This is a genomic window from Streptomyces sp. NPDC016459, assembly GCF_040632845.1.
Lineage (GTDB): Bacteria > Actinomycetota > Actinomycetes > Streptomycetales > Streptomycetaceae > Streptomyces.
The window spans coordinates 76,413-101,546 of sequence record NZ_JBEYCR010000004.1 but is presented as its reverse complement, the minus strand read 5'-3'; the positions used below and the strand labels follow the sequence as shown (position 1 = coordinate 101,546).

Annotated in this window: 25 protein-coding genes and 1 tRNA gene; 8 read left to right on the top strand and 18 right to left on the bottom strand. The window is 71.1% G+C overall.

The features are described from left to right. Positions 1-19 precede the first annotated feature (19 nt). From ABZ567_RS12950 to ABZ567_RS12935, 4 genes are all read left to right on the top strand, one after another. Positions 20-1,348, top strand: coding sequence for a bifunctional glycosyltransferase family 2/GtrA family protein (locus tag ABZ567_RS12950; protein WP_360787883.1), 1,329 nt, complete (start codon positions 20-22; stop codon positions 1,346-1,348). Beyond that, complete coding sequence (locus ABZ567_RS12945; protein WP_360787880.1) at positions 1,345-3,498, top strand: glycosyltransferase family 39 protein; 2,154 nt, start codon at positions 1,345-1,347, stop codon at positions 3,496-3,498. The genes ABZ567_RS12950 and ABZ567_RS12945 overlap by 4 nt, the downstream gene beginning before the upstream one ends. Positions 3,499-3,588: 90 nt before the next feature. Beyond that, the gene (locus tag ABZ567_RS12940) at positions 3,589-5,118 is read left to right on the top strand and encodes an MFS transporter (protein ID WP_360787878.1); all 1,530 of its coding nucleotides are present in this window, start codon (positions 3,589-3,591) and stop codon (positions 5,116-5,118) included. A gap of 33 nt (positions 5,119-5,151) precedes the next feature. Further along, positions 5,152-5,940, top strand: a complete 789-nt coding sequence (locus ABZ567_RS12935; protein WP_360787875.1) for a TetR/AcrR family transcriptional regulator C-terminal domain-containing protein — start codon at positions 5,152-5,154, stop codon at positions 5,938-5,940. 82 nt (positions 5,941-6,022) lie between these two features. On the opposite strand, the gene ABZ567_RS12930 is transcribed toward ABZ567_RS12935, so the two are convergent. Both ABZ567_RS12930 and ABZ567_RS12925 read right to left on the bottom strand, forming a co-directional pair. Next, positions 6,023-7,654 (bottom strand): MDR family MFS transporter, encoded by a 1,632-nt coding sequence (locus ABZ567_RS12930; RefSeq protein WP_360787873.1) that lies wholly within the window; start codon positions 7,652-7,654, stop codon positions 6,023-6,025. A 15-nt stretch (positions 7,655-7,669) separates the two neighbouring features. Continuing rightward, a complete protein-coding gene (locus ABZ567_RS12925; protein WP_360787870.1) occupies positions 7,670-8,113 on the bottom strand; it encodes a MarR family winged helix-turn-helix transcriptional regulator in 444 nt (147 codons plus the stop codon). Between the two features lie 190 nt (positions 8,114-8,303). On the opposite strand from ABZ567_RS12925, the gene ABZ567_RS12920 reads away from it, so the two are divergent. Further along, positions 8,304-8,543 carry a hypothetical protein gene (locus ABZ567_RS12920; protein WP_360787867.1) on the top strand — a complete coding sequence of 80 codons (240 nt, stop codon included), beginning with the start codon at positions 8,304-8,306 and terminating at the stop codon, positions 8,541-8,543. 450 nt (positions 8,544-8,993) lie between these two features. Here the strand turns inward: ABZ567_RS12920 and ABZ567_RS12915 are convergent, their stop codons facing one another. From ABZ567_RS12915 to ABZ567_RS12880, 8 genes are all read right to left on the bottom strand, one after another. After that, positions 8,994-9,899, bottom strand: a complete 906-nt coding sequence (locus ABZ567_RS12915) for an RNA polymerase sigma factor SigF (protein WP_360787865.1) — start codon at positions 9,897-9,899, stop codon at positions 8,994-8,996. A 235-nt stretch (positions 9,900-10,134) separates the two neighbouring features. After that, the gene (locus ABZ567_RS12910; protein ID WP_266894342.1) at positions 10,135-10,980 is read right to left on the bottom strand and encodes an RNA polymerase sigma factor SigF; all 846 of its coding nucleotides are present in this window, start codon (positions 10,978-10,980) and stop codon (positions 10,135-10,137) included. Positions 10,981-11,202: 222 nt separating this feature from the next. Next, on the bottom strand, positions 11,203-11,496 hold the full coding sequence (locus ABZ567_RS12905; protein ID WP_360787862.1) for a Dabb family protein: 294 nt from the start codon (positions 11,494-11,496) through the stop codon (positions 11,203-11,205). A gap of 9 nt (positions 11,497-11,505) precedes the next feature. After that, positions 11,506-11,670, bottom strand: a complete 165-nt coding sequence (locus tag ABZ567_RS12900) for a hypothetical protein (protein WP_360787859.1) — start codon at positions 11,668-11,670, stop codon at positions 11,506-11,508. 410 nt (positions 11,671-12,080) lie between these two features. After that, positions 12,081-12,165 (bottom strand) — tRNA-Ser (locus ABZ567_RS12895). A 67-nt stretch (positions 12,166-12,232) separates the two neighbouring features. Then, complete coding sequence (gene tadA, locus ABZ567_RS12890) at positions 12,233-12,661, bottom strand: tRNA adenosine(34) deaminase TadA (RefSeq protein ID WP_360787857.1); 429 nt, start codon at positions 12,659-12,661, stop codon at positions 12,233-12,235. A 53-nt stretch (positions 12,662-12,714) separates the two neighbouring features. Continuing rightward, positions 12,715-13,251 carry a hypothetical protein gene (locus ABZ567_RS12885; RefSeq protein ID WP_360787854.1) on the bottom strand — a complete coding sequence of 179 codons (537 nt, stop codon included), beginning with the start codon at positions 13,249-13,251 and terminating at the stop codon, positions 12,715-12,717. Between the two features lie 245 nt (positions 13,252-13,496). After that, complete coding sequence (locus tag ABZ567_RS12880) at positions 13,497-13,706, bottom strand: hypothetical protein (protein ID WP_360787852.1); 210 nt, start codon at positions 13,704-13,706, stop codon at positions 13,497-13,499. A 103-nt stretch (positions 13,707-13,809) separates the two neighbouring features. Between ABZ567_RS12880 and upp the strand changes: the two genes are divergently transcribed. After that, positions 13,810-14,445 carry a uracil phosphoribosyltransferase gene (gene upp / locus ABZ567_RS12875; RefSeq protein WP_360787849.1) on the top strand — a complete coding sequence of 212 codons (636 nt, stop codon included), beginning with the start codon at positions 13,810-13,812 and terminating at the stop codon, positions 14,443-14,445. 4 nt (positions 14,446-14,449) lie between these two features. Here the strand turns inward: upp and ABZ567_RS12870 are convergent, their stop codons facing one another. After that, positions 14,450-15,079, bottom strand: coding sequence for a LytR C-terminal domain-containing protein (locus tag ABZ567_RS12870; protein WP_360787846.1), 630 nt, complete (start codon positions 15,077-15,079; stop codon positions 14,450-14,452). 118 nt (positions 15,080-15,197) lie between these two features. Then, positions 15,198-15,494, bottom strand: a complete 297-nt coding sequence (locus tag ABZ567_RS12865) for a type II toxin-antitoxin system VapB family antitoxin (protein ID WP_015034993.1) — start codon at positions 15,492-15,494, stop codon at positions 15,198-15,200. Between the two features lie 97 nt (positions 15,495-15,591). On the opposite strand from ABZ567_RS12865, the gene ABZ567_RS12860 reads away from it, so the two are divergent. Then, positions 15,592-17,310, top strand: a complete 1,719-nt coding sequence (locus ABZ567_RS12860; RefSeq protein WP_360787842.1) for a helicase HerA-like domain-containing protein — start codon at positions 15,592-15,594, stop codon at positions 17,308-17,310. On the opposite strand, the gene ABZ567_RS12855 is transcribed toward ABZ567_RS12860, so the two are convergent. From ABZ567_RS12855 to ABZ567_RS12840, 4 genes are all read right to left on the bottom strand, one after another. Continuing rightward, entirely contained in the window at positions 17,311-18,804 is a 1,494-nt protein-coding gene (locus ABZ567_RS12855) for a M28 family metallopeptidase (protein WP_360788800.1), read from the bottom strand. It abuts the gene before it with no gap. 175 nt (positions 18,805-18,979) lie between these two features. Further along, positions 18,980-19,591, bottom strand: a complete 612-nt coding sequence (locus tag ABZ567_RS12850; RefSeq protein ID WP_360787839.1) for an HhH-GPD-type base excision DNA repair protein — start codon at positions 19,589-19,591, stop codon at positions 18,980-18,982. A 117-nt stretch (positions 19,592-19,708) separates the two neighbouring features. Beyond that, positions 19,709-20,269 (bottom strand): alpha/beta hydrolase, encoded by a 561-nt coding sequence (locus tag ABZ567_RS12845; RefSeq protein WP_360787837.1) that lies wholly within the window; start codon positions 20,267-20,269, stop codon positions 19,709-19,711. Positions 20,270-20,322: 53 nt separating this feature from the next. Beyond that, a complete protein-coding gene (locus tag ABZ567_RS12840; RefSeq protein ID WP_360787834.1) occupies positions 20,323-22,593 on the bottom strand; it encodes an excinuclease ABC subunit UvrA in 2,271 nt (756 codons plus the stop codon). Between the two features lie 124 nt (positions 22,594-22,717). Between ABZ567_RS12840 and ABZ567_RS12835 the strand changes: the two genes are divergently transcribed. Next, the gene (locus ABZ567_RS12835) at positions 22,718-23,497 is read left to right on the top strand and encodes a TetR/AcrR family transcriptional regulator C-terminal domain-containing protein (protein ID WP_360787831.1); all 780 of its coding nucleotides are present in this window, start codon (positions 22,718-22,720) and stop codon (positions 23,495-23,497) included. A 111-nt stretch (positions 23,498-23,608) separates the two neighbouring features. Here the strand turns inward: ABZ567_RS12835 and ABZ567_RS12830 are convergent, their stop codons facing one another. Together ABZ567_RS12830 and ABZ567_RS12825 are read right to left on the bottom strand one after the other, a co-directional pair. After that, positions 23,609-24,244 (bottom strand): TetR/AcrR family transcriptional regulator, encoded by a 636-nt coding sequence (locus tag ABZ567_RS12830; RefSeq protein WP_360787828.1) that lies wholly within the window; start codon positions 24,242-24,244, stop codon positions 23,609-23,611. 198 nt (positions 24,245-24,442) lie between these two features. Further along, positions 24,443-25,129 (bottom strand): TetR/AcrR family transcriptional regulator, encoded by a 687-nt coding sequence (locus ABZ567_RS12825; protein WP_360787825.1) that lies wholly within the window; start codon positions 25,127-25,129, stop codon positions 24,443-24,445. Positions 25,130-25,134: the final 5 nt, after the last annotated feature.

Genomic DNA, 25,134 nt, shown 5'->3' with positions numbered 1-25,134 from the left:
CCCGGCGAGGGTCTTCGGCATGCGAACCCCAACGATCGCGGGCCCCGCGTCCGGTACTCCCGGCGCCCTCCCCGCCCGGGAACACCTGCCGGTGAACATCGCGGGACGGCCCGTCCTGGACGTGGTCATCCCCGTCTACAACGAGGAGAAGGACCTGGAGCCGTGCGTCCGCCGGCTCCATGAGCACCTCCTGCGGACCTTCCCGTACGGCTTCCGCATCACCGTCGCCGACAACGCCTCCACCGACAGCACCCCCGCCGTCGCCGCCGGCCTCGCCGCCGAGGTGCCCGAAGTGCGCTCCGTACGGCTTGAACAGAAGGGGCGCGGCCGGGCGTTGCGGACGGTGTGGTCCGGTTCGGACGCGCCCGTCCTCGCCTATATGGACGTCGACCTCTCCACCGATCTGAACGCCCTGCTGCCGCTGGTCGCGCCCCTCATCTCGGGCCACTCCGACCTGGCGATCGGGTCGCGGCTCGCCCGCTCCTCGCGGGTGGTGCGCGGGCCGAAGCGGGAGTTCATCTCGCGGGCCTACAACCTGATCCTGCGCGGTTCGCTGGCCGCCCGGTTCTCCGACGCGCAGTGCGGGTTCAAGGCGATACGGCGGGAGGTCGCCGAGCGGCTGCTGCCGATGGTCGAGGACACCGGCTGGTTCTTCGACACCGAACTCCTCGTCCTCGCCGAGCGGGCCGGGCTGCGCATCCACGAGGTCCCGGTCGACTGGGTCGACGACCCCGAATCGACCGTGCACATCGTCAGGACGGCGACCGACGACCTGAAGGGCGTCTGGCGGGTCGGGCGGGCCCTCGCGACCGGTTCGCTGCCTCTCGACCGGCTGGCCAGGCCTTTCGGGGACGATCCCCGGGACCGCGAGATCAGCGGGGTGCCCGGTGGTCTCGCCCGGCAACTGGTGGGTTTCTGTGTGGTCGGGGTCCTGTCCACGCTCTTCTACCTCGCCCTGTACTCGGCCTTCCGCCTCGGTGTCGGCCCGCAGCTCGCCAACGCCGCCGCCCTCCTCCTCTCCGCCGTCGCCAACACGGCGGCCAACCGGCGGCTCACCTTCGGGGTACGGGGCCGGGACCGGGCCGTCCGCCACCAGGCGCAGGGGCTCGTGGTCTTCGCCATCGGTCTGGCCCTGACCAGCGGTTCGCTCGCCGCCCTCGGCGCGGCGACCGGCGACCCGGCGCACTCCACCGAGCTCGCCGTCCTGGTCGTCGCCAACCTCGCCGCGACCGTCCTGCGCTTCCTCCTCTTCCGGCTCTGGGTCTTCCCCGACCGGACCATCTCCCAGACCTCCGCACGCACCTCCTCGCAGACCTCCCCGAAGACCTCCCTGAGGAACCAACGATGACTCCCCCGACGACCGAGGCCCCTGCCGTCCCCCGCGACAGCCGTCCCGCCCGGCTCCTGCGCGGGCGCGCCGAGGACGCCCCCTGGGTCCGGCCCGCCTTCCTCGGCCTGCTCGCCGTGACCACCGTGCTCTACCTCTGGAACCTGAGCGCCTCCGGCTACGCCAACTCCTTCTACTCCGCTGCCGTCCAGGCGGGCGCCGAGAGCTGGAAGGCCTTCTTCTTCGGTTCGCTCGACGCGGCCAACGCCATCACCGTCGACAAGCCGCCGGCCGCCCTCTGGCCGATGGCGCTCTCCGTCCGTCTCTTCGGTCTCGGGTCCTGGCAGATCCTCGTGCCCGAGGTGCTCATGGGCGTGGCCACCGTCGCCGTGCTCCACGCGGCCGTGCGGCGCCGGTTCGGCGCGGGTGCGGGCCTGATCGCGGGCGGGGTGCTCGCGCTGACGCCCGTCGCCGCCCTGATGTTCCGCTTCAACAACCCGGACGCGCTGCTCGCGCTGCTCATGACGGTGGCCGTGTACTGCGTGCTGCGGGCCCTCGAGCAGGACGCGGGCGCGGCGAAGTGGCTGGTGTGGGCCGGGGTGGCCTTCGGGTTCGCGTTCCTCGCGAAGACCCTCCAGGCCTTCCTGATCCTGCCACCGCTCGCCCTCGTCTACGGGGCGTGCGCACCGGGTGCGATCGGGCGCCGGATCGGCCGCCTCGCCCTGGCCGGGCTCGCGATGGTCGTGTCGGCGGGCTGGTGGGTGGCCCTGGTCGAGCTGTGGCCGGCGTCCTCCCGCCCGTACGTCGGAGGCTCGCAGAACGACAGCTTCCTGGAGCTGACCTTCGGCTACAACGGACTCGGCCGTCTCAACGGCAACGAGACCGGCAGTGTCGGCGGCGGGGGCCGCGGCGGCGGCCAGGGTGGCGGCTGGGGCGAGACCGGGATCGGCCGGATGTTCAACGACTCGGTCGGCGGCCAGATCTCCTGGCTGCTGCCGGCCGCGCTGGTCCTCCTCGTCGCTGGTCTTGTCGTCACCTGGCGGGCGCCCCGGACGGACACGGCGCGGTCCGCGTTCCTGGTGTGGGGTGGTTCACTGCTGATCACCCTTGCCGTGTTCAGCTTCATGGCCGGCATCTTCCACGAGTACTACACGGTGGCCCTTGCGCCCTACGTCGCCGCGCTGGTCGGCATGGGCGCGACCGTGCTGTGGGAGGAACGCACCCGTCTTGTCGCCTCGGCGGCCCTCGCGGTGACGACGGCGGTGACGGCCGTCTGGGCCTGGAGCCTGCTCGGCCGTACGCCGGACTGGTTGCCGTGGCTGCGCTGGGCGCTCCTGGTGGCGGGTGCGGTGGCGGCTCTCGGCCTGCTGTGCGCGGGCCGGGTGGACCGGCGGCTCGGGCGAGGACTCGCGGGTCTCGGGCTGGCGGCGGGGCTCGCGGGGCCGTGCGCGTACACCCTGGCGACGGTGGACTCCGGGCACCAGGGCTCGATCGTGACGGCGGGCCCGGCGGGCGCCGGCTTCGGTGGGATGCGCGGCGGCCCCGGCGGCGGCCGGGACGGCGGCACGCGGATGGCGTACGGCTTCCCGGGCGGCGGGCAGACGGCCGGCCAGACCCCCGGAGGCCAGGGCCAGCAGGGCCAGGGCGGGGGCCGGCAGGGCCAAGGCCGGATGCAGCCCCCCGGACAAGGCGCCCAGACGCCGGGCGGAACCCCGCCCCAAGGCCAAGGCCAAGTCCCGGGCCAAGGCCAACTGCCCGACAACCCCGCCGGCGCCGAGCGCGGCAGCCCCGGCGGCGGCATGGGCGGGCTCCTCAACGGCGCGACCGTGGGTGCGGCGGCGAAGGCGGCCCTGCTCAAGGGCGCGGACGCCTACACCTGGGTCGCGGCGGCGGTCGGCGCCCAGAACGCGGCGGGCTACCAGCTCGCCACCGAGAAGCCGGTCATGGCGATCGGCGGGTTCAACGGCAGCGACCCGTCCCCGACGCTCGACGAGTTCAAGCGGTACGTCGCCGAGGGGAAGATCCACTACTTCATCGCGTCCGGTGGGGGCGGAGGCGGCGGCATGGGCGGGAACGGCACGAGCGCCCGGATCACCGCGTGGGTCCAGGACACCTTCGAGCAGACCACCGTCGGCACGTCCACCTTCTACGACCTCACGGCACCGAAGTAGCACCGGGAAATTACTCCCTATACAGCGTACGAGAGAGCCTTGTACGGTGTACGAGAACGAGTCCCGTACACCGTACAAGGAGTCCTGCCCATGACGGCGACAACCGCCGCGAACGAAACGACCGCCATCCCCGGTCATCCGCAGCGCTGGCTGATCCTCGGCGTCATCTGCCTGGCCCAGCTCACCGTGTTGCTCGACAACACCGTCCTCAGCGTCGCCATCCCCTCGCTGACCACGGAGCTCCACGCCTCCACCAGCGACATCCAGTGGATGATCAACGCCTACTCGCTCGTCCAGTCCGGCCTGCTCCTGACCGCGGGCAACGCCGCCGACCGCTACGGCCGCAAGAAGCTGCTGGCCGCCGGCCTCGCGCTCTTCGGCCTCGGCTCGCTCGCCGCCGGGCTCGCCGACTCCACGGGCCAGCTCATCGCCGCCCGCGCGGGCATGGGCGTCGGCGGTGCGCTCCTCATGACCACGACCCTCGCAGTCGTCATGCAGATCTTCGACGACTCCGAGCGGATCAAGGCCATCGCGCTGTGGGCGACCGTCAGCTCGCTCGGCTTCGCCGCCGGGCCGCTCGTCGGCGGTGTCGTCATCGAGCACTTCTGGTGGGGAATGATCTTCCTCATCAACATCCCGGTGGCGCTGATCGGCCTGATCGCGGTCATCAAGCTCGTGCCGGAGTCGAAAAACCCCCAGGGCGACCGCCCCGACCTGGTCGGCGCGTTGCTTTCCACCATCGGCATGACCGCCGCCGTGTACGCGATCATCACGGGACCCGAGCACGGCTGGACCTCCGCGGACGTGCTCGTCCCGGCCGCGATCGGGGCCGCCGTCCTCGCCGCGTTCGCGCTGTGGGAGCTGCGCGTCCCGTACCCGATGCTCGACATGCACTTCTTCCGCAACCAGAAGTTCGTGGGCGCCGTCGCCGGCGCGATCCTGGTCATGTTCGGCATGGGCGGCTCGCTCTTCCTCCTCACCCAGCACCTGCAGTTCGTCCTCGGCTACGAGCCGCTCGAAGCCGGTCTGCGGATGGCACCGCTCGCGCTGACGGTCGTCGTGCTCAACCTCAGCGGCGTCGGCCCGCGGATCGTGACGAAGCTCGGCACCCCGCCGACCGTGGCCGTCGGCATGACCCTGGTCGCGGCCGGGCTCGGCTCGATCGCCCTGATCGGCGGCGGCACGGACGGCACCTACTGGGGCATGCTCCTCGGCCTGGTCCTGATGGGCGTCGGCCTCGCCGTCTCCAACCCGGCCATGGCCAACGCGATCATGAGCGCGATCCCGCCGGAGAAGGCCGGGGTGGGCGCCGGTGTCAACGGCACCCTCGCCGAGTTCGGCAACGGCCTCGGCGTCGCCGTCCTCGGCGCCGTGCTCAACGCACGCTTCGCCGCGCTCGTCACCGTCACCGCGACCTCCCTGCCCGCCGCACTCGCGGCGGCCGGGAGCGAGGCCGAACGGGCGGAGATCTCCGACGCCTTCGCCTCCGGTCTCCAGACCAGCCAGCTGGTCGGCGCCATCGCCGTCTTCGCCGGCGGTCTCCTGGCCGCGGCTCTGCTGAAGCGGGCCGAACGGACGGAGAAGGCGCGGGCGGCCGCCGAGCGGCCGGTCGCTGCCTAGCATGGTCACACGACGGACAGACGGAGGAACGCGATGGTCAAGGCAGCCGATCGGGCCAGGAACCCGGCGCGTTCCAGCGTCTGGCTGGAGAACCGGGCCGCCCGCGGCGGCGGCGGCCCGGCCGGGCTCGACCGGGACCGGATCGTCGCCGCCGCGATCCGGATGCTCGACGAGGAGGGCCTGGCCGGACTGTCGATGCGCAAGCTCGCGACCGAGCTGGGCGTCACCGCGATGTCCCTGTACTGGTACGTGGACACCAAGGACGACATCATCGAGTACGCGATCGACAGCGCGTACGGCGAGATCGACCTCGCGGCGGTCGACGCGGCCGGCGGCTGGCGGGAGCGGACCCGGGTGCTCGCCCTGGACTACCGCCGCATGCTGGTGGCCCACCCGTGGATGTCGCCGTGCGCCGGTCAGTACCTGAACATCGGCCCGCACGCGATCGCCGTCGGCGGCAAGATCCAGGAGGCGATCAAGGACACCGGGCTGCCGACGGACCGTCAGCCCAGTGCGATGTCGGCGGTCTTCCAGTTCGTGTACGGCTACGGGACGATCCAGTCCCAGTTCCAGCGCCGTGCGGCGGAGGCCGGCATGACCCAGGACGACTTCTACGTGGAGTCGGTCAAGGCCTTCCGCGACGACCCGGCGTTCCGGGAGTCCCTCGAACCCATGGCCGAGGTCCTCGACGAACGGGCCTCGCACGGCAGCGTCAGCCAGATCTGGGACCGCGACTTCGACTACGCGCTTGACGTCCTGATCGCCGGCATCGACGCGATGGTCGCACGCGACTCGACGAGCGGCGGCGGCTCCGGAACATGACGGAGCGGCGGGCCGTCCCCTGCCCGCCGCTCCGTACTCGACCCGGCCGCGCCTCCGCTCGAAGCGCGCCCGGGAGCTTGTCTCAGCTCTCCTTCGACGAACCGCTCTCCTTCGACGAACCGCTCTCCTTCGACGAGCTGCTCTTCAGGGCGACCTCCTTGATGAACAGCGTCACCACGAAGGCCAGCAGCGCGAAGGGCGCCGAGTAGAGGAAGACGTCCGCGACACCGTGTCCGTACGCGTCCTCCATGACCGTACGGATCGGGGCCGGCAGCTTGTCCATGTCGGGGATGCCGCCGCCCGAGCCGCCCTGGCCCATGGCGCCCGCGGCCTTCGGACCGAGCTCGGCCAGGCCGTCCTTGACGTAGCCGGTGACCCGGTGGGCCATGACCGCGCCGAGCGCCGAGACACCGATCGCACCGCCCAGGGAGCGGAAGAAGGTGACCACGGAGGAGGCGGCACCGAGGTCGGCCGGGGCCACCTGGTTCTGGGTGCAGAGCACCAGGTTCTGCATCATCATGCCGAGGCCGAGGCCGAGGACCGCCATGAAGAGGGCGATGTGCCAGTACGCCGTGTCGTAACGCATCGTGCCGAGCAGGCCGAGCCCGGCGGCGGCGAGGGCGCCGCCGCTGACCAGCCACGCCTTCCACTTCCCGGACTTGGTGATGACCAGGCCGGAGACGGTGGAGGAGACGAACAGGCCCGCGATCATCGGGATGGTGAGGACGCCGGACATCGTCGGCGACTCGTTCCGCGCCAGCTGGAAGTACTGGCTGAAGAAGACCGTGCCGGCGAACATCGCGACACCCACGAACAGCGAGGCCAGCGAGGCCAGGGTGATCGTGCGGTTCCGGAAGAGGCGGAGCGGGATGATCGGCTCGTTCGCCTTCGACTCGACGAGGACGAAGATCCCGCCGAGGGCGATCGCGCCGAGCACCATGGCGGCCGTCTGCCAGGACATCCAGTCGTACTTGTCGCCGGCGAAGGTGACCCAGACGAGGAGCAGGGAGACGGCGGCGCTGATGAAGAAGGCACCGGCCCAGTCGACCTTCACCTGACGCTTCACGACCGGCAGCTTGAGGGTCTTCTGCAGGACGACGAGCGCGATGAAGGCGAACGGCACGCCCACGTAGAAGCACCAGCGCCAGCCGAGCCAGTCGGTGTCGGTGATGACACCGCCGAGCAGCGGGCCGCCGACGGTGGCGACGGCGAAGGTCGCGCCGAGGTAGCCGCTGTACCGGCCGCGCTCACGCGGGGCGATCATTGCCGCCAGGATGATCTGGGAGAGGGCGGTCAGACCGCCGACGCCGATGCCCTGCACGACACGGCAGGCGATGAGCATGCCGGTGCTCTGCGAGAGACCGGCGACGACCGAGCCCGCGACGTAGACGATCAGGGCTATCTGGACGAGCAGCTTCTTGGAGAAGAGGTCCGCGAGCTTGCCCCACAGCGGGGTCGTCGCGGTCATGGAGAGCAGCGCGGCGGTGACCACCCAGGTGTAGGCGGACTGGCCGCCGCCCAGGTCGGTGATGATCTGGGGGAGGGCGTTGGAGACGATCGTCGACGACAGGATGGCGACGAACATGCCGAGCAGCAGCCCGGACAGCGCCTCCATGATCTGTTTGTGCGTCATCGGGGCGCCGCCGGAGGCGAGGTCCCCCTCCGTGGCGCTCCCGCCGCGCACACCGGTCTCTGGTGTGGTCGTCGTAGCCATCAACTTCCTTCGTTCTCAAGCGTGGTGCGCCCGGCAGTTCCCGAAGGAATCGCGGAGCCGGGCGAGCAGGGTGGTGAGCAGGGCGACGTCGTCGTCGGACCACTCCACGAGGGTGCGGGCGAGCATGTCGGTCAGCCGTCGGTCGAGGACGGTGAGCATGTCTTCGCCCGCCCGGGTCAGGTGCAGGATGCGGGAGCGCCTGTCGGCCGGGTCGGGCAGTCGCTCGACCCATCCGCGGTCCACGGTGTGGGCCACGTGACGGCTGCTGACGGACATGTCGACGGCCATCAGCTCGGCCACGCGGCTCATGCGCATGTCGCCGTGGTGGTTGAGCAGGGCGAGGACGATCGCGGATCCGCTGGGGCACTCGGCCGGCAGGGTCCGCGCGAGTCCGCGCTTCACCGCTCCGATGGCGCTCACCTGGCGGGCGAGGTTCTCGTACCGATTGCCACGGTCCATCGGACCCTCCCAGCATGTTGTTGCTTAGGGCAACCATAGAGATGGATGGTTGCTCCAGGCAAACTAAATCGGTCAAACGGCGCTAAAGAATCGGCAAAGGCGGGCGGGGAGGGCGGTGGGACGGGATCTGGGGCCGGAAGCGGACCGCGGGCTTGGGCCCCCCACCCCGACTTCGCTAGGGTCCTGGCCCATGGCACACAACCCCCAAGCACCGTACGGCCAGGGCCAGGGCCCCCAGGGGCAGAGCCCCGAGGGTTACGACCCCGCCGGCAACACGCAGATGTTCCGCGCCTTCGTCGACGAGGGCGCTCCGCAGCAGCGGCAGCCGCAGGCCGCGGCGACCTCGGGCGGCCCGCGGGTCGGTCTGATCGTCGGCGTGGTCGCGGTGATCGTCGTCCTGGCGGCGGTCGCCTGGCTGGCGCTTGGCTGACCGCTCCACACGCTCCGGGTGGGCCGGGTCCGCGCCACGCGGACCCGGCCCACCCTTCTTCGACGGGGGGGGGCGCCGGACCCGGCCCACCCTTCTTCGACGGGGGGGCGCCGGACCCGGCCCACCCTTCTCCTGCGAATCTCAGAGGACCGTCACCGCCGGCTGAAGGGTGATCTGCCGGGCGTCGATCCGTATGCCGAGCGGCTTCCGCCAGGAGTCCACGCGGGCGGTGTACGTCCGGGACCGCGCCGCTCCGGCCGCGACCGGCGCGGGCAGCGGAAGGCGCCGACCGCCGCGTACCCCTCGCCGTGCCCTCCGCCGCCACAGGCGGTCGGCGCCCCGCCGAGGCAGAGCGCCGCCGTCACGAGTCCCGGCTTCCTTCGCCTCATTCCACCGGTGTGACTGGCGGCACGCAGAAGCGGGGTCGTCCGACGGAGGCCGTCGGCGGGGTCACTCCCCGATGAGCCCCTCGCGCAGCTGGGCGAGCGTGCGGGTGAGCAGCCGCGAGACATGCATCTGGGAGATGCCGACCTCTTCGCCGATCTGCGACTGGGTCATGTTGGCGAAGAAGCGCAGCATGATGATCTGCCGCTCCCTGGGCGGCAGTTTGGCGAGCAGCGGCTTGAGCGACTCGCGGTACTCGACGCCTTCCAGGGCCGTGTCCTCGTAGCCGAGGCGGTCCGCGAGCGAGCCCTCGCCGCCGTCGTCCTCGGGCGAGGGGGAGTCGAGCGAGGAGGCCGTGTAGGCGTTGCCGACGGCGAGGCCGTCGACGACGTCCTCCTCCGACACGCCGAGCACGGCGGCGAGTTCGGGCACGGTGGGCGAGCGGTCGAGCTTCTGCGCGAGGTCGTCGCTGGCCTTGGTGAGGGCGAGACGCAGCTCCTGGAGGCGGCGCGGGACCCGCACCGACCAGGAGGTGTCGCGGAAGAAGCGCTTGATCTCACCGACGACCGTCGGCATCGCGAACGTCGGGAACTCCACGCCCCGTTCGCAGTCGAAGCGGTCGATCGCCTTGATCAGGCCGATGGTGCCGACCTGGACGATGTCCTCCATCGGCTCGTTCCGCGAGCGGAAGCGGGCCGCCGCGTACCGCACGAGGGGGAGGTTGAGCTCGATGAGGGTGTCGCGGACGTAGGTCCGCTCCGGGCTGTCGGTGGCGGCGCCTTCGGTGTCGAGGGCGCGCAGCCGCAGGAAGAGGGAGCGGGAGAGGGTGCGGGTGTCGAGGGCTCCCGACGTGACGACCATCGGCGGCGGCGCGGTCTCCGCGCTGTCGGCCGCGGTCGACGCCGTCGTCTGCGTGGGCACGGGAACGGGCGTGAGCGTGAGCACCTTCGAGCTGCCCAGTTCTGTGGACATGCCACCCCCTTGAGGTCGCGGACGGTCGCGGTGGCCGCGACCATCTGAGGAACGCAGCTTCCACCTGAATACCGGCGGCGGGGCTGCGGCAAACTCGGTTCCTGCAGAATGTCACATGTCGGCAACACGCTGTAGTGACTTGTCGACAAGTCGAAGGTGCATTTCCGCAGGAAAGAAGGGGTGTACGGCATTTGGGACGCGTGGGAACTGCTCCGAACCGGTCTACCCGTTCCAGCTACGCCTCGATCCTGTTTGCGGATCTCAAACGTGCGAAGCTGCGGGCGAGGAGCCTTGACACATGCATCTGGGAGACGCCGAGTTCCTGGCTGATCTGGGACTGCGTCAGATTGCTGTAGTAGCGCAGCATCAGGATCCGCTGCTCCCGTTCGGGCAGTTGTACGAGGAGATGCCGGACGAGATCGCGGTGCTCGACCCCGGCGAGGGCGGGATCCTCGTAACCGAGCCGGTCGAGCAGTCCGGGCAGCCCGTCGCCCTCCTGTGCGGCCTCGAGGGAGGTGGCGTGGTACGAGCGTCCCGCCTCGATGCAGGCGAGCACCTCGTCCTCGCCGATCCGCAGCCGTTCGGCGATCTCGGCGGTGGTGGGGGAGCGGCCGTGGGCGGTCGTCAGGTCCTCGGTGGCGCCGTTCACCTGGACCCAGAGTTCGTGCAGCCGGCGCGGGACGTGCACGGTGCGGACGTTGTCGCGGAAGTACCGCTTGATCTCCCCGACGACCGTCGGCATGGCGAAGGTGGGGAACTGCACGCCCCGGTCGGGGTCGAAACGGTCGATGGCGTTGATCAGACCGATCGTGCCGACCTGGACGACGTCCTCCATCGGCTCGTTCCGGGAGCGGAACCGGGCCGCCGCGTACCGCACGAGCGGCAGGTTGGCCTCGATGAGGGCGCCGCGCACCCGGTGGTGCTCCGGAGTGCCCGGTTCCAGGTTCTTGAGCTGCCCGAAGAGCACCTGGGTGAGGGCGCGGGTGTCGGCGCCACGGGTGCTCTGGGGGCGGGTGCGCGGGGTCTCCGCGCCGCCTGCCTCGTGCTGGGGCGGGACTTGAGGTGCTGTACTGGCCGGCACGTTCACGCCACCCCTTTGGCTGGTCTTGCTGGTCGACTGGGTCAACTACGGTCAACTCATCCGTCAAAAGCGGTCATAGCATCACAAGACATGTCCACTGTGTGCAAGCACCGCATAATGACGTGTTGAGGGCATGAGGGTGGAAAAAGGGGAGGTCACGCACCGGAAAGGGCACCGAAAAAGCCCCCCGCCTCGACGACAGGGGGCTCCGGACGAAGCCGACTAGAAGGCGTAGTCCGCGATCACCCAGGTCGCGAACTCGCGCCACTGGGCGACACCCGCCTGGTGCGCCGGGTGCTCCAGGTACCGCTGGAGCGCGTCCGTGTCCTCGACGGCCGAGTTGATCGCGAAGTCGTACGCGATCGGACGGTCCGTGATGTTCCAGTCGCACTCCCAGAACGCCAGCTCCGGGATCTGCCCGCCGAGCGCGCGGAACGCCTCGACACCCGCGACGACACGCGGCTCGTCACGGGTCACGCCCTCGTTGAGCTTGAAGAGGACCAGGTGGCGGATCACGCGGGACTCCTAATTGATGAGTTCGGTCATGAACTGGCCGACTCCCTGGGCGGCCCCGGCAATGCCCTCGAACCCTACCTGCACGAGATCGGCGGCCCTCTCCGGAGACGTGACGATCGTGTACAGCACAAACACGGAGACCGCGTACAGCACGACCTTCTTCGCTTGCACCACTGCCCAGCCCTCCCCAGTTCCCCCGCCGTACGACCGCGCCACTCTAACCGAGCCCTTATGGACCAAGGGCCCGGAGATCGAGGCCTTTTGCCGCCCCCCGGAAGGGTGGGGGGCGAGCAGTATGGATGTCGAGCCCGGGAGGATCTGGCAGGAATCCGAAGGGCTCGAGGAACCGGCCCGCACTGCGGGGTCCGCGCCGCGAGCTTCCCCCCGAACGCGGCGCAGGACTGGAGGACCGGTTCTCATCGGGGGGAGCGGCTTGTCCCCCCGGTGCCGCTCCCCCCGTCCTACGGAGAAGGCCCCGTCCGCGCCACGCGCGCGTAACGGGGCCTTTGGCGTACGGGACATCCCTTGCGGGTCCGGGATACGCCGAAGGGCCCGGTGCTGACGCACCGGGCCTTCGATCGAAGCGGTAGCGGAGGGATTTGAACCCTCGGTGACTTGCGCCACACTCGCTTTCGAGGCGAGCTCCTTCGGCCGCTCGGACACGCTACCGAGAGAGAGCTTAGCCGAAACTGCGGCTGCGATGAAATCCGTATCCAGGCGCAGGTCGGAGCCGGGGTCAGCGGCCGCGGAAGAAGGCCGTCAACTGCTCCGCACACTCCTCGCCGAGCACGCCGTGGATCACCTCGGGGCGGTGGTTGAGCCTGCGGTCCCGTACGAGGTCCCAGAGCGAGCCGGCGGCGCCCGCCTTCTCGTCCAGGGCGCCGAACACCACCCGCTCGACCCGCGACTGGACGAGCGCGCCCGCGCACATCACACACGGCTCCAGGGTCACGACCAGCGTGCACCCCGTCAGGCGCCACGCGCCGGTCGCCCCTGCGGCCCTGCGCAGGGCGAGCACCTCGGCGTGCGCGGTGGGGTCACCGGTCGCCTCCCGCTCGTTGTGCGCGCGGGAGAGCACCGAGCCGTCGGGGGCGAGCACGACCGCGCCGACCGGTACGTCACCGGCCGGCGTGGCCGCGTCGGCCTCGGCGAGGGCGATCCGCATGGCGTCTCGCCACGGGTCCCGCACGGGATGGGGAACAGGTACCGCGGATGTCACTAGCGGACGGCCTCCAGGACCTCGGCCGCGCCCAGGGCGTCCGCGATCTCCGCGAGGGCGTCGCTCTCCAGCGCCATCAGGTCGGCCGGCGGCATGCCGAGGTCGGCCAGGATCAGCCGGTCGCCCACCGGGGCGGCCGGCACGACCTCCGCGGCGACTCCGGTGTCCTCGATGTCGTCCGGGATGTCGTCGAGCGGCTCCCCGTCCTCCGTACCGTCCAGGTCCAGCGACTCGAGCTCGTCGACGATGTCGTCCAGGTCGTCGTCACCGAGGATCTCCCGGGTGAGGATCTCCCCGTACGAGGAACGGGCGGCGGCGGCGCCGTCGGAGACGTAGATACGAGGGTCTTCCTCACCCTCGATCCGTACGATCCCGAACCACGCGTCCTCCTGCTCGATGAAGACGATCACCGTGTCGTCGTCCGAGGCCTCGCGGGCCAGCTCGGTCAGATCCGACAGGGTCTCCACGTCGTCGAGCTCCGTGTCGCTCGCTTCCCACCCGTTTTCGGTGCGCGCGAGCAGTGCGGCGAAGTACACCTGACTCTCTCCCACTGATCAGAGGTGTGACGATCCGGCGGCGCCCTGCTGCTGCCCCGCCCAATCGGCATCGTGACAGAAACGACGCCCACAGGAGAGGTCTTCGGCTCTTGCGTCGTGCATCAGTCTGAACGACCCCGCGATCGGGCGGGCGTACGACCCCGGCGCGCGTGGGGGGCGCACAGCGGAACACGCCGGGGGTGTCGTCCGTGCCGGGGCCGGATGCTCGCCGGGCTTCGGGGGCCTCACCAGCGGAAGGTGCGCATCCGCATGGCCTGGCGCATCCGGGCGGCCCGCGCCCGTCTCGGCTGGACGCGCTCGCGCAGCGCCTTGGCCTCGTTCAGCTCGCGAAGGAACTGGGCGCGGCGCCTGCGGCGCTCCGCGTCCGTCTCGTGCGCCGGCTTCCTGGGCGCCCTCTCGGCGGCCCGCTCGGCCGGTCCTTCCAGGTCGGGCATCGGCACTCCACCCCGTCGCTGGGACCCCGTGTCTCCCCCCGTGTCACCACCTTCCCCCGGTGACGTGGGTCGATGCCAGTGCGGGGCGGGCTACTGTTGAGTCATGCGTCTCCACGTCGTCGATCACCCGCTGGTCGCCCACAAACTCACCACGCTGCGCGACAGGCGCACGGACTCCGCGACCTTCCGTCGGCTCGCCGACGAGCTGGTCACCCTGCTCGCCTACGAGGCCACCAGGGACGTCCGGACCGAGCGGGTCGACATCGAGACCCCCGTCACGCCCACGACCGGCGTCAAGCTGTCGTACCCGCGTCCGCTGGTGGTGCCGATCCTGCGCGCCGGGCTCGGCATGCTCGACGGCATGGTCCGGCTGCTCCCGACGGCCGAGGTCGGCTTCCTCGGCATGATCCGCAACGAGGAGACGCTGGAGGCGTCGACCTACGCCACGCGGATGCCGGAGGACCTCTCGGGCCGCCAGGTGTACGTCCTGGACCCGATGCTGGCGACCGGCGGCACGCTGGTCGCGGCGATCCAGGAACTCATCAAGCGTGGCGCGGACGACGTGACCGCGGTCGTGCTCCTCGCCGCCCCGGAGGGCGTCGAGGTCATGGAGCGGGAGCTCGCGGGCACGCCGGTCACCGTCGTGACGGCCTCGGTCGACGAGCGCCTCAACGAGCACGGCTACATCGTCCCGGGCCTGGGTGACGCGGGCGACCGCATGTACGGCTCGGCCGAGTAGTTCCTCAGCACTTCCCGACCGGTACGGGCGCGGGCTTGGTCAGGGCGACCAGGGCCGCGTCCGCCGTCGCTTTCGGGGACAGCGTCTTGAACGCGGTCCCGATGATCAGGTCCACGTCCGCCGTGGCCCGGGTGTCCGTCCTGGTCGTGGCGCCCTTGAGCTGGGTGCCGAGGACGGGGAAGGCGCCCTTGGCGGCGGTCGTGGCGCCGAGCAGCAGGCCGGCTCCGGGGACCTTCTTGTCGTAGGCGGTGGGCGCGTTCCCCACCTTGCCGATCTTGAAGCCGCGCTTCTTGAGCTCGTCCGCGGTCGTCTTGGCGAGACCGCTGCGCGGGGTCGCGTTGTAGACGTTGACCGTGATCTGGGCGGGCTTGGGAAGGGCGACGGCGGGTGGGGCGGTCGCCCTGACGACGGGTTTGCAGTCGGTCTGCTTTCCGGCGGTCGTCTTCTTGGTGCCGTCGCCGGAGAAGACGTCGACGAGCTGGAGCGTGCCCCAGCCGGCCGCGCCCAGCACGACCACGGCGGCGGCGGACGCGAGGACGATCCTGCGTCGGCGGTGGGGGCGGCGCATGCGCGGGTAGACATCCCCCGTGATGCGGTACTTTCCGCCCATTCCTGGGGGAGTGAGCATGCTCATGAACGCAGCGTAATGCCGCCCGTCGGCGATGCCTACTTGATGATCATGTGATCGCGTCCGGATGGGGGTGAACTGACTCCGAAAGGGTCAGTGGGAGGGGGGCCGGTCGGCCGCCGGGTCAGTCCATTTCCAGGACGCGGGCGTGCAGCACCTGGCGCTGCTGGAGCGCCGCGCGGACGGCGCGGTGCAGTCCGTCCTCGAGGTAGAGATCGCCCTGCCACTTCACGACGTGCGCGAAGAGGTCGCCGTAGAACGTGGAGTCCTCGGCGAGCAGCGTCTCCAGGTCCAGCTGGCCCTTGGTGGTGACCAGCTGATCGAGGCGGACCGGGCGCGGGGCGACGTCCGCCCACTGCCGGGTGCTTTCCCGGCCGTGGTCGGGATACGGCTTTCCGTTTCCGATGCGCTTGAAGATCACACGGAAAGCCTACCGGGCGAGCGGCTCCCGGCGCAGCCAGGCGAGGACGGTGGGATGCTGGTGCGAACCGTGACATAAGCGAAATCGGGGTGCCGTCATGAGCGTGAGCGAGCAGAACGAGCCGCCATCCCGGAGCACCCCGACCGCCTCCGCGGCCCCGGCCACTCCGCCCGGCCTCGCCGCCCCGACCGCCCCCGCGGCCCCGACCACCCCGGCAGCCCCGCCCGCCCTCACCGGGCCGGCCGCCGAGATCGCCGCCGGGTACGCCTTCGAGGGAGCCGCACTCGATCTGGGGGCCCTGCTCTGGGACGGCGTCTGTCACCCGGACGCGCCGATCCGCATCCCGCTGCCCGTCCTCAACCGCCACGGCCTGGTGGCCGGCGCGACGGGCACCGGCAAGACGAAGACGCTCCAGTTGATCGCCGAGCAACTGTCCTCGCACGGGGTGCCGGTCTTCCTCGCCGACATCAAGGGCGACGTCTCCGGCATCTCGGCACCCGGCGACGCACTCGGCGACGCACCCGGCGGGGCCACCGGCTCCGGCGCGAAGGTGAGGGAGCGGGCCGCCCAGGTCGGGCAGAGCTGGGTGGCCAAGGGCTTCCCCTGCGAGTTCTACGGGCTCGGAGGCGCCGGCCCCGGCATCCCGGTCCGCGCGACCGTGACCAGCTTCGGCCCCGTGCTGCTGTCCAAGGTGCTCCAGCTCAACCGGACGCAGGAGCAGTCGCTCGGCCTGATCTTCCACTACGCCGACGCCAAGGGTCTGGAGCTGGTCGACCTCAAGGACCTGCGGGCGGTGGTGGCCTTCCTCGTCTCGGACACCGGGAAGGCCGAGCTCAAGGGGATCGGCGGGCTCTCGACGGTGACGGCCGGGGTGATCCTGCGGGCGCTGACGGCCTTCGAGCAGCAGGGCGCGGCCGGGTTCTTCGGGGAGCCGGAGTTCGACACGGCCGAGTTGCTTCGGACGGCGGCGGACGGGCGCGGGATCGTCTCGGTCCTGGAGCTGCCGTCGGTGCAGGACAAACCGCAGCTCTTCTCGACGTTCCTGATGTGGCTGCTGGCGGACCTCTTCCACGACCTGCCGGAGGTCGGCGACCTGGAGAAGCCGAAGCTGGTCTTCTTCTTCGACGAGGCGCATCTGCTCTTCGACGGGGCGTCGAAGGCGTTCCTGGAGTCGATCACCCGGACCGTGCGGCTGATCCGCTCGAAGGGGGTGGGGGTCTTCTTCGTGACGCAGACGCCGAAGGACGTCCCCTCGGACGTGCTCGCCCAGCTCGGCAACCGGGTGCAGCACGCGCTGCGCGCCTTCACCCCGGACGACGCGAAGGCCCTGAAGGCGACCGTACGGACCTTTCCGAACTCGCCGTACGACCTGGAGGAGGTCCTCACGGGCCTCGGTACGGGCGAGGCGGTGGTGACCGTACTGAGCGAGAGGGGCGCCCCGACGCCGGTGGCGGCGACGCGGCTGCGGGCGCCGGAGTCGCTGATGGGCCCCGTCGACGCGGCGGTCCTGGACGCGGCCGCGCAGGCCTCGCCGCTCCACGGCCGATACGCGGAGGCGGTGGACCGGGAGTCGGCGTACGAGAGGCTGACGGCCGAGCAGCGGGCGGCGGAGGCGGCGGCGCTGGAGGCCGCGGCGGCGAAGGAGGCTGCCGGGTCCGGGCAGGCGGCGAGGGCTCCTCGAAGGAAGGAGGAGCCCTCGCCGGTCGAACAGGTGGCGGGCAGCGGGATCTTCACGTCCCTGGCCCGGTCGATCGGCACCCAGCTGGGCCGGGAGATCAGCCGCTCGATCTTCGGGACCGCCCGCCGGCGGAGGTGACTACTCGGTCACCTCGTGGTGGTCGTCGTGCAGGCCGCCGCCGCTGCCCGCGTCGCCCTCGGTCGGGACGGAGACGACCGGCTTGCGCAGCGAGGAGATGTCGTGGGCGTAGGTGCCCACGGCGTTGGCGATGACGTCGGTGTTGACGTCGAAGGCCGTCATGTTGATGTTGTTGATGTCGTCGCCCTTGGCGTGGTAGTTCACGTCGTACGCGACGCCCGCCGTGCCGCCGAACTTGGCGGCCTGGCCGGCTGTCTTGATGCCCTCGGCGCCGGTGAAGGTGCCGCCGGAGGGGATGCCGACCTCGATGAACGGGCCGTAGTCGGAGCGGCCGGTGAAGTCGGTGCCCTCGTGCGGGACTCCGCGCCTGTCCATGAAGTCGGTGATGTCCCGCTCCAGCTGGGCGGAGCCCTCGGGGCCCGCGCCCTCGCCGACGTTGTCCGAGTTGTCGCCGTCGTAGACGAACAGGCCGTAGTTCGGCGAGGCGATCATGTCGAAGTTGAGGTAGAGCTTGATCTCGCTCTTGTCGAGCGCGGTGAGGTTCTTGACGTAGTGCTCGGAGCCGAGGAGGCCGTTCTCCTCGGCCGACCACCAGGCGAAGCGGACCTTGTTGCGGACCTTGTCCTTCGTCTTGGCGAGCTCCAGGGCGGTCTGGAGGAGACCGGCGGAGCCGGAGCCGTTGTCGTTGATGCCGGGGCCGGCGGTGACGGAGTCGAGGTGCGAGCCGAGCATCACGGTGTTGGCGGCGTTGCCGCCCTTGGTCTCCGCGATGACGTTGTTGGTGGAGCGGATCTGCTGGAGCTGGCGGATCTCCACGGAGAGCGTGACCGGGCCCTTGGCGAGGTCGGCGGCGAGCTTCTCGCCCTCGGCCAGGGTGATGCCGCCGGTCGGTATCCTGCCGGCGGTGGCGTCGCCGAGGGTGCCGGAGAGGACGCCGGCGGCGTTGTTGTAGATGACGGCGGCGGCGGCGCCGGCCGTGGCGGCGTTCTGCTGCTTGACCGCGAAGGCGCAGCCGCCGCGCTTGATCAGCGCGATCTTGCCGGTGAAGGTGCCGGAGGCGAAGTCGCCCGGCTCGCAGCCGGTGGTGCCGTCGGCGTCCACGGGCACGGCCACGAGGCCCGCGGTGAGGCCGCCGACCGGGGTGGACTTGGTGTACGTCATCGCCTTGATGTCGAAGGCCCGGGGCGCGGGCGAGACGACGGAAGCCTTCTCGGCGAGGGTCTCCGTGTACTCGAAGTCGAACCGCTGGTACGAGACGTTGTAGCCGGCCTTCTTGAGCTGCGTGTACACGTACGCGGCCGAGGCGTCGTGGCCGAGCGAACCGGCGGCGCGGTGGCCGCCGGCCGAGTCGGCTATCGCCTGGAACTTCTGCAGGTGCTTGTAGGCGTCCTGCGCGGAGGTTTCGCGGACCAGCTTCTTCGCCAGCTTGGCGGCATCGCGGGCGGGTGCGGCCGTGGGGTCCTGCCCCGCGGTGGCGGGGGAGGCGAGGACCATCGGGGTGGCGAGGGCGGCGGCGGCCAGAATGGCCGCGGCTCGGCGCTGGGTAGCGTTCACAGAAGTCCTTCCCGTTACGGACGAGGTTGAGGGGAAGTTAGCGATCTGCGGTGCCTTCTGTGAACACCTTCTCCACAATTCCTGTCACATTAAGCAGGATTGCAATCTGGAGTTGCTAATTCTCGGTGCTTTTGGGCTCCTTGGCGGCTTTCGCGGCCTTCGCCGCCGCCTTCATCTCCTGCTTGTGGGCCCGCACCTTCGCGAGGGACTCCGGCCCCGTGATGTCGGCGGCCGAGCGGTACGCGCCCTGCTCGCCGTACGGCCCCGCCGCCTCCCGCCAGCCCGTGGGCCGCACCCCGTACCGCTTCCCGAGCAGCGCCAGGAAGATCTGCGCCTTCTGCTTGCCGAAGCCGGGCAGCGCCTGGAGCCGCGCCAGCAGCTCCCGCCCGGTCGCCGCGTCCGCCCAGACGGCCTCGGCGTCGCCCCCGTACTCCTCGACGAGGAACCGGCACAGCTGCTGCACCCGCTGCGCCATCGACCCCGGGTAGCGGTGCACGGCGGGCTTCTCGGAGAGCAGCGCGGCGAACTCCTCCGGGTCCCGGGCGGCGATGGCGTGCGCGTCGAGGTCGTCCGCGCCGAGCCGGGTGGCGATGGTGTACGGGCCGGAGAAGGCCCACTCCATCGGGACCTGCTGGTCGAGGAGCATGCCGACGAGCGCGGCGAGCGGGGACCGGCCGAGCAGCGCGTCGGCCTCCGGGTGCTGGGCGAGATGGATCTCGGGGCTCATCCCCCGATCATCCCGCCGCCGCGAGCCGCCCGCCCGGTGGGTTCACCCCTTCGCGAAGCGGTCGACGGCGTCCAGGAGGTGCTCGCGGGTCCCGATCCCCGGGGTGCCCCGCGCGCCCTACCGGCCCTTGATCCGTACCGCGGGGTCCTCGCACCACTCCAGGAGCGACGCCCACTCCCCGTACCCCCAGTCGGGATTGAGGTGCCCGCCCCCGGGCACGTGGTCCACGTCGAGGCCGAGCGGGACGCCGTAGTGCAGGTCGGCGCCCTCGGGGCAGTACGGGTCGTCGTCCGCGTACACGAGCCGGGCCCCGAGGCCCGTCTCCGTCAGGTCGAGCCCGTCGGCGAAGGCGGCGATCCCGGGGATCGAAGCCGTCACCGGCGGCGACGGCGGCGCGACGAGCAGCACCCGGTCGGCGGCCGGCCTGCGCGCACCGGCCCGCAGCCACAGCAGCACGGACAGGCTGTGCGCGAGGACGACGAACTCCCCCTCGGCCGGACGGTCCGCGTGCTCCCCGAGGGCCGCGAGCCACTCCTCCAGGACGGGCGCGTCGGGCGCGGGCAGCTGCGGATACCGCACCTCGTGCCCCCGCGCCCGCAGCTCCCCGGCGAGCCAGTGCTGCCAGTGACCGGGCGGGCGGTGGTTCTGGTAGCCGTGCAGGATCAGATACGTGGTCATGGCACGATCCTGCGGGCGGTCACCGGCTCCGTCCACCGGCGTCCGAAGGGCGGTCAGCCGCCCACGTACTCCCGCAGATGACGTGCCGTCAGCGTGTCACTCTTCTCGACCAGTTCGGCCGGGGTGCCCTCGAAGACGATGTGCCCGCCGTCGTGGCCGGCGCCGGGGCCGAGGTCGATCAGCCAGTCGGCGTGGGCCATGACGGCCTGGTGGTGCTCGATGACGACGACCGTGTTGCCCGCCTCGACGAGACGGTCGAGGAGGGCGAGGAGCTTGTCGACGTCGGCGAGGTGGAGGCCGGTGGTCGGCTCGTCGAGGACGTAGACGGCGCCCTTCTCCGCCATGTGGATGGCGAGCTTGAGGCGTTGGCGCTCGCCGCCGGAGAGGGTGTTGAGGGGCTGGCCGAGACGGAGGTAGCCGAGGCCGACGTCCTGGAGGCGGCCGAGGATCGTGCGGGCCTGGCTCTTCGTCGTGAAGAAGTCGTACGCCTCCTCGATCGACAGGGACAGGACCTCGTGGATGTTCTTGCCGTTCAGCCGGTAGGTGAGGACCTCGGGGGTGAACCGCTTGCCCTCGCACTCCTCGCAGACCGAGGCCACCCCGGCCGCGATGGCCAGGTCGGTGTAGACGAGCCCGAGACCGCTGCAGCGCGGGCAGGCGCCTTCCGAGTTGGCGCTGAAGAGGGCCGGCTTGACGCCGTTGGCCTTGGCGAAGGCCGTACGGATCGGTCCGAGGAGCCCGGTGTACGTCGCCGGGTTCGAGCGGCGCGAACCGCGGATGGGGGACTGGTCGGCGACGACGACCCCGTCGCGGCCCGGCAGGTTGCCGTGGATGAGGGAGGACTTGCCGGAGCCGGCCACGCCCGTGACCACGGTGAGGACGCCGGTCGGGATGTCGACGCTCACGTCCTTGAGGTTGTGCTGGGTGGCGCCGGTGATCGCGAGGGCGCCGGTGGGGGTCCGTACCTCCGTCCGGAGTTTCGCCCGGTGCGCGAGGTGGTCGCCGGTGAGGGTGCCGGAGGTGCGGAGCCCCGGCACGTTCCCGCTGTAGCAGATCTCGCCGCCGGCGGCCCCGGCCCTGGGCCCGAGGTCCACGACGTGGTCGGCGATCTCGATGACCTCGGGCTTGTGCTCGACGACGAGGACGGTGTTGCCCTTGTCGCGCAGCCGCAGGAGGAGGTCGTTCATTCGCCGGACGTCGTGCGGGTGCAGTCCGGTGGTCGGCTCGTCGAAGACGTACGTGACGTCGGTGAGCGGAGAGCCGAGATGGCGGACCATCTTCACGCGCTGGGCCTCGCCGCCGGAGAGCGTGCCGGAGGACCGGTCGAGGGAGAGGTAGCCGAGGCCGATCTCGACGAGCGAGTCGAGCAGCTCGCGCAGACCGGCGAGGAGCGGGGCGACGGAGGGGTCGTCGATCCGGCGGACGAACGCGGCGAGGTCGCTGATCTGCATCGCGGAGCACTCGGCGATGTTCACCCCGTCGATACGGGAGGACAGCGCGGCCCGGGTGAGCCGGGCGCCCTCGCACTCGGGGCAGGTGCGGAAGCCGACCGCCCGGTCGACGAAGGCCTTGATGTGGGCCTGGAGCGACTCCCGGTCCTTGGCGAGGAAGAGCCGCTGGACCTTCGGAACCAGGCCTTCGTAGGTGAAGGTGTTGCTGCCGACCTTCACCTTGCAGGACGGCTTGTGGAGGAAGTCCTCCCACTCCTGCTCGGTGAAGTCCGCGAGCTTCTTGTCGGCGTCGTAGAAGCCGGACTCGGCCATGATCCGCCAGTACCAGGAGTCCACGGCGAAGTTGGGGACGGTGATCGCGCCCTCGTTGAGGGACTTCGACCGGTCGACGAGCTCGTCGATGTCGATGTCCGAGATCTCGCCCGCGCCCTCGCAGCGCGGGCACATGCCCTCGGGCAGGTTGAAGCTGAAGGCGCCGGAGGTGCCGACGTGCGGGGTGCCGAGGCGGCTGAAGACGATCCGCAGCATCGTGTACGCGTCGGTGGCGGTGCCGACGGTGGAGCGGGAGTTGGCGCCCATCCGCTCCTGGTCGACGACGATCGCCGCGCTCAGGTTGTGCAGTCCGTCCACGTCGGGGCGGGCGAGGGAGGGCATGAAGGACTGGAGGAAGGCGCTGTAGGTCTCGTTGATGAGGCGCTGCGACTCGGCGGCGATGGTGCCGAAGACGAGGGAGGACTTCCCGGAGCCGGAGACTCCGGTGAAGACGGTGAGGCGGCGCTTGGGGAGGTCGACGTCGACGTTCCTGAGGTTGTTCTCACGGGCCCCGCGGACCTGGATGACGTGGTGGCTGTCCGCTGCGACGGGGTGGTTCATGCGTGCGCCCTCCGATGGTCTGCCTGCTTGCCCGGGAAGGGTACTCTATACAACGTATAAAATAAGTGGGATCGGCTCTGACCTGCGGCGATCAGGGAATTCAAACGGAACGGAACAGAACGACATGGCGGCGGCGAAGGGGAAGAACAGCAGCGGCGCGGGCGATCCGGCGCGCACCCTGGAACTCCTGTGGCGCGACGGCTCGGCCGCCCCCGCGGGGCGCCGGGGCCCCCGGCAGGGCCTCACCGTCGACGCGGTCGTCGACGCCGCCCTCGCCCTCGCGGACGACGGCGGACTCGACGCGCTGACCATGCGGGCGGTGGCGCAGCACCTGGGTGTGACCCCGATGACGCTCTACACCTACGTCCCCGGCAAGGCCGAGCTCCTCGACCTCATGCTCGACGCCGTCTTCCTGCGCATGGACCGGCCGCCGTTCCGCCCCGGAGAACCCTGGCGCACCCGGCTCACGGCGGTCGCCGACGCGAACCGGGCACTGCACCTGCGCCACCCCTGGCTGGTCGAACTCCGCATCGTACGGGCTCCGTTGGGGCCCGGAGTGATGACCAAGTACGAATACGAACTCGGCGCCTTCGAGGGGCTCGGGCTCGACGACGTGTCCCGGGACTCGGCCCTGACGTACGTCCTCGGCTTCGTGCAGTCCGGGGCGCGGGCGGAACTGGACGCGCGGGCCGTGGCGCGCGAGAGCGCGATGTCCGACGGGGAGTGGTGGGACGCCCACGAGCCCCTGCTCACCCGGGTCCTCGACGGGACCCGGTTCCCGCTGGCGGCGCGGGTGGGGGAGGCGGCGGCGGTCGCGTACGACGGCCTGTACGACGCGGAACACGCGTACCGCTTCGGGCTTGAGAGGGTGCTGGACGGGCTGGAGGCGCTGGGGGAGCGGTAGCCCGTCCCGTAGGGAGCGGTAGCCCGTCCCGCCGGGGCGGTAGCCCGTCCCGTATCCCCCTGTCTTCGGGTCTGGCTCAGGCGCGCAGCCGGACTGTCTTCGGGTCCGGCTTCAGGCGCGCAGCCGGAGCAGCTCCCGTACGCCCGCCTTCAGGCGATCCGCCGACAGCTCCTGGTCGACCGACAGGTGGTGCATGAGGTCCGGGGAGAACGGCGCGAGCGCCAGATGGGCGAGGAGCGCGCTGTCGGACCCGGGCAGGAGCCGTCCGATGAGCAGGGCCACATGCGTGTGCATCACCCGGTACGCGCCGCTGAGGTAACGCCCGCGCGGCGCGGCGGAGTGCGCGGCGAGCAGGATCTCGCGCTGCTCGCCGACCCGGTCGACGAGGGCGTCGAGGAAGGCGTCGAGCCGCTCGGCGGCCGGCGCGCCGGGGCCCAGGGGCGGCGGCCCGCTCATGTACGCCTCCTGGAACCGGCGCTCGCGGTCGTCGAGGAGCGCCCACAGGAGCTGGGACACATCGCCGAAGCGGCGGTAGACGGTGCCGACGCCGATGCCGCTTGCGTGGGCGACCTGGTTCATGGTGACGGCGTCGGGGCCGTCCTCGGCGACGATCCGGGCGGCGGCGTCGAGGATCTTGCGCCGGTTGCGGGCCGCGTCGGCGCGCTCGGGGACGGGGGCGCCGACGGTGGGCAGCAGGCCGAAGGGCGGCGCCGTCGCGTCGGCGGCCTGCGGGTTCTCCGTGCTCATCTGTCGGCTCCTCTGCCGTTCGTACGGGTCGGCCCGTATCCCCCGCTCCGGTCGCCACCGGTCATTCCCGGTCATTCCCGGTCATTCCCGGTCGTTCGTCGTACTGAGCATACCGGCTCCTCTCGTTAAACGGATATCGATCCGTTTAAGCTCGTGGCATCGAAACGGAGAGCCATCCCGACCTCGGCCCGGCTGCGTTCAGGGCGCGGGGGCGTAGCGGCGGAGGAACATCTCCACCCCGTCGACGACCAGCCGCTCGCTCAGCTCCTCGGTGAGCTCCGTCCCGTACTGCTCGAAGACCATGTGCGGGAAGACCAGCAGCGAGTAGAGCTGGAGGACGGCGATTTCCAGGTCTGGGATGTCGAGGCGGCCCCGGTCGGCGAGGGCGCGCAGGGCGTCCGCGACGTCGGGGTGGTGGCCGACGGGGCCGTGCGCCCGCCAGGCGTGGCCCAGCTCGGGGAAGCGGGGGAGTTCGGTGGCGACGAGGGTGCGCAGCGCGCGGCCTTCGGCGTCGGCGCGTACGGCCCCGCCCCAGGCGCGGCCGGCGTCCATCAGGGCGGCCTTGAGTCCGTCGGGCCCCTCGGCCTCGACGAGCCGCGCGAGGTCGGGCCCGCCCCCCGCCCCACCGCGCGCCCCGCCGTCCGTCCCGCCGCCGGTCAGGGGCTCGTCGATCGCGCCCGCGACCACGGCGGTGAAAAGGGCTTCCTTGCTGCCGAAGTGGTTGTAGACGGTCACCTTGGAGACGCCGGCCTCGGCGGCGATGGCGTCCATGCCCACGCCGAATCCCTCGCGGAGGAAGAGGTCGCGGGCGGCCCGCATGACGGCCTGCCGTTTGCGGGCGGCGCGGGCACCGGTGGGGGCGGGCTTGGCGGGCTGGTCGTCCATACCCG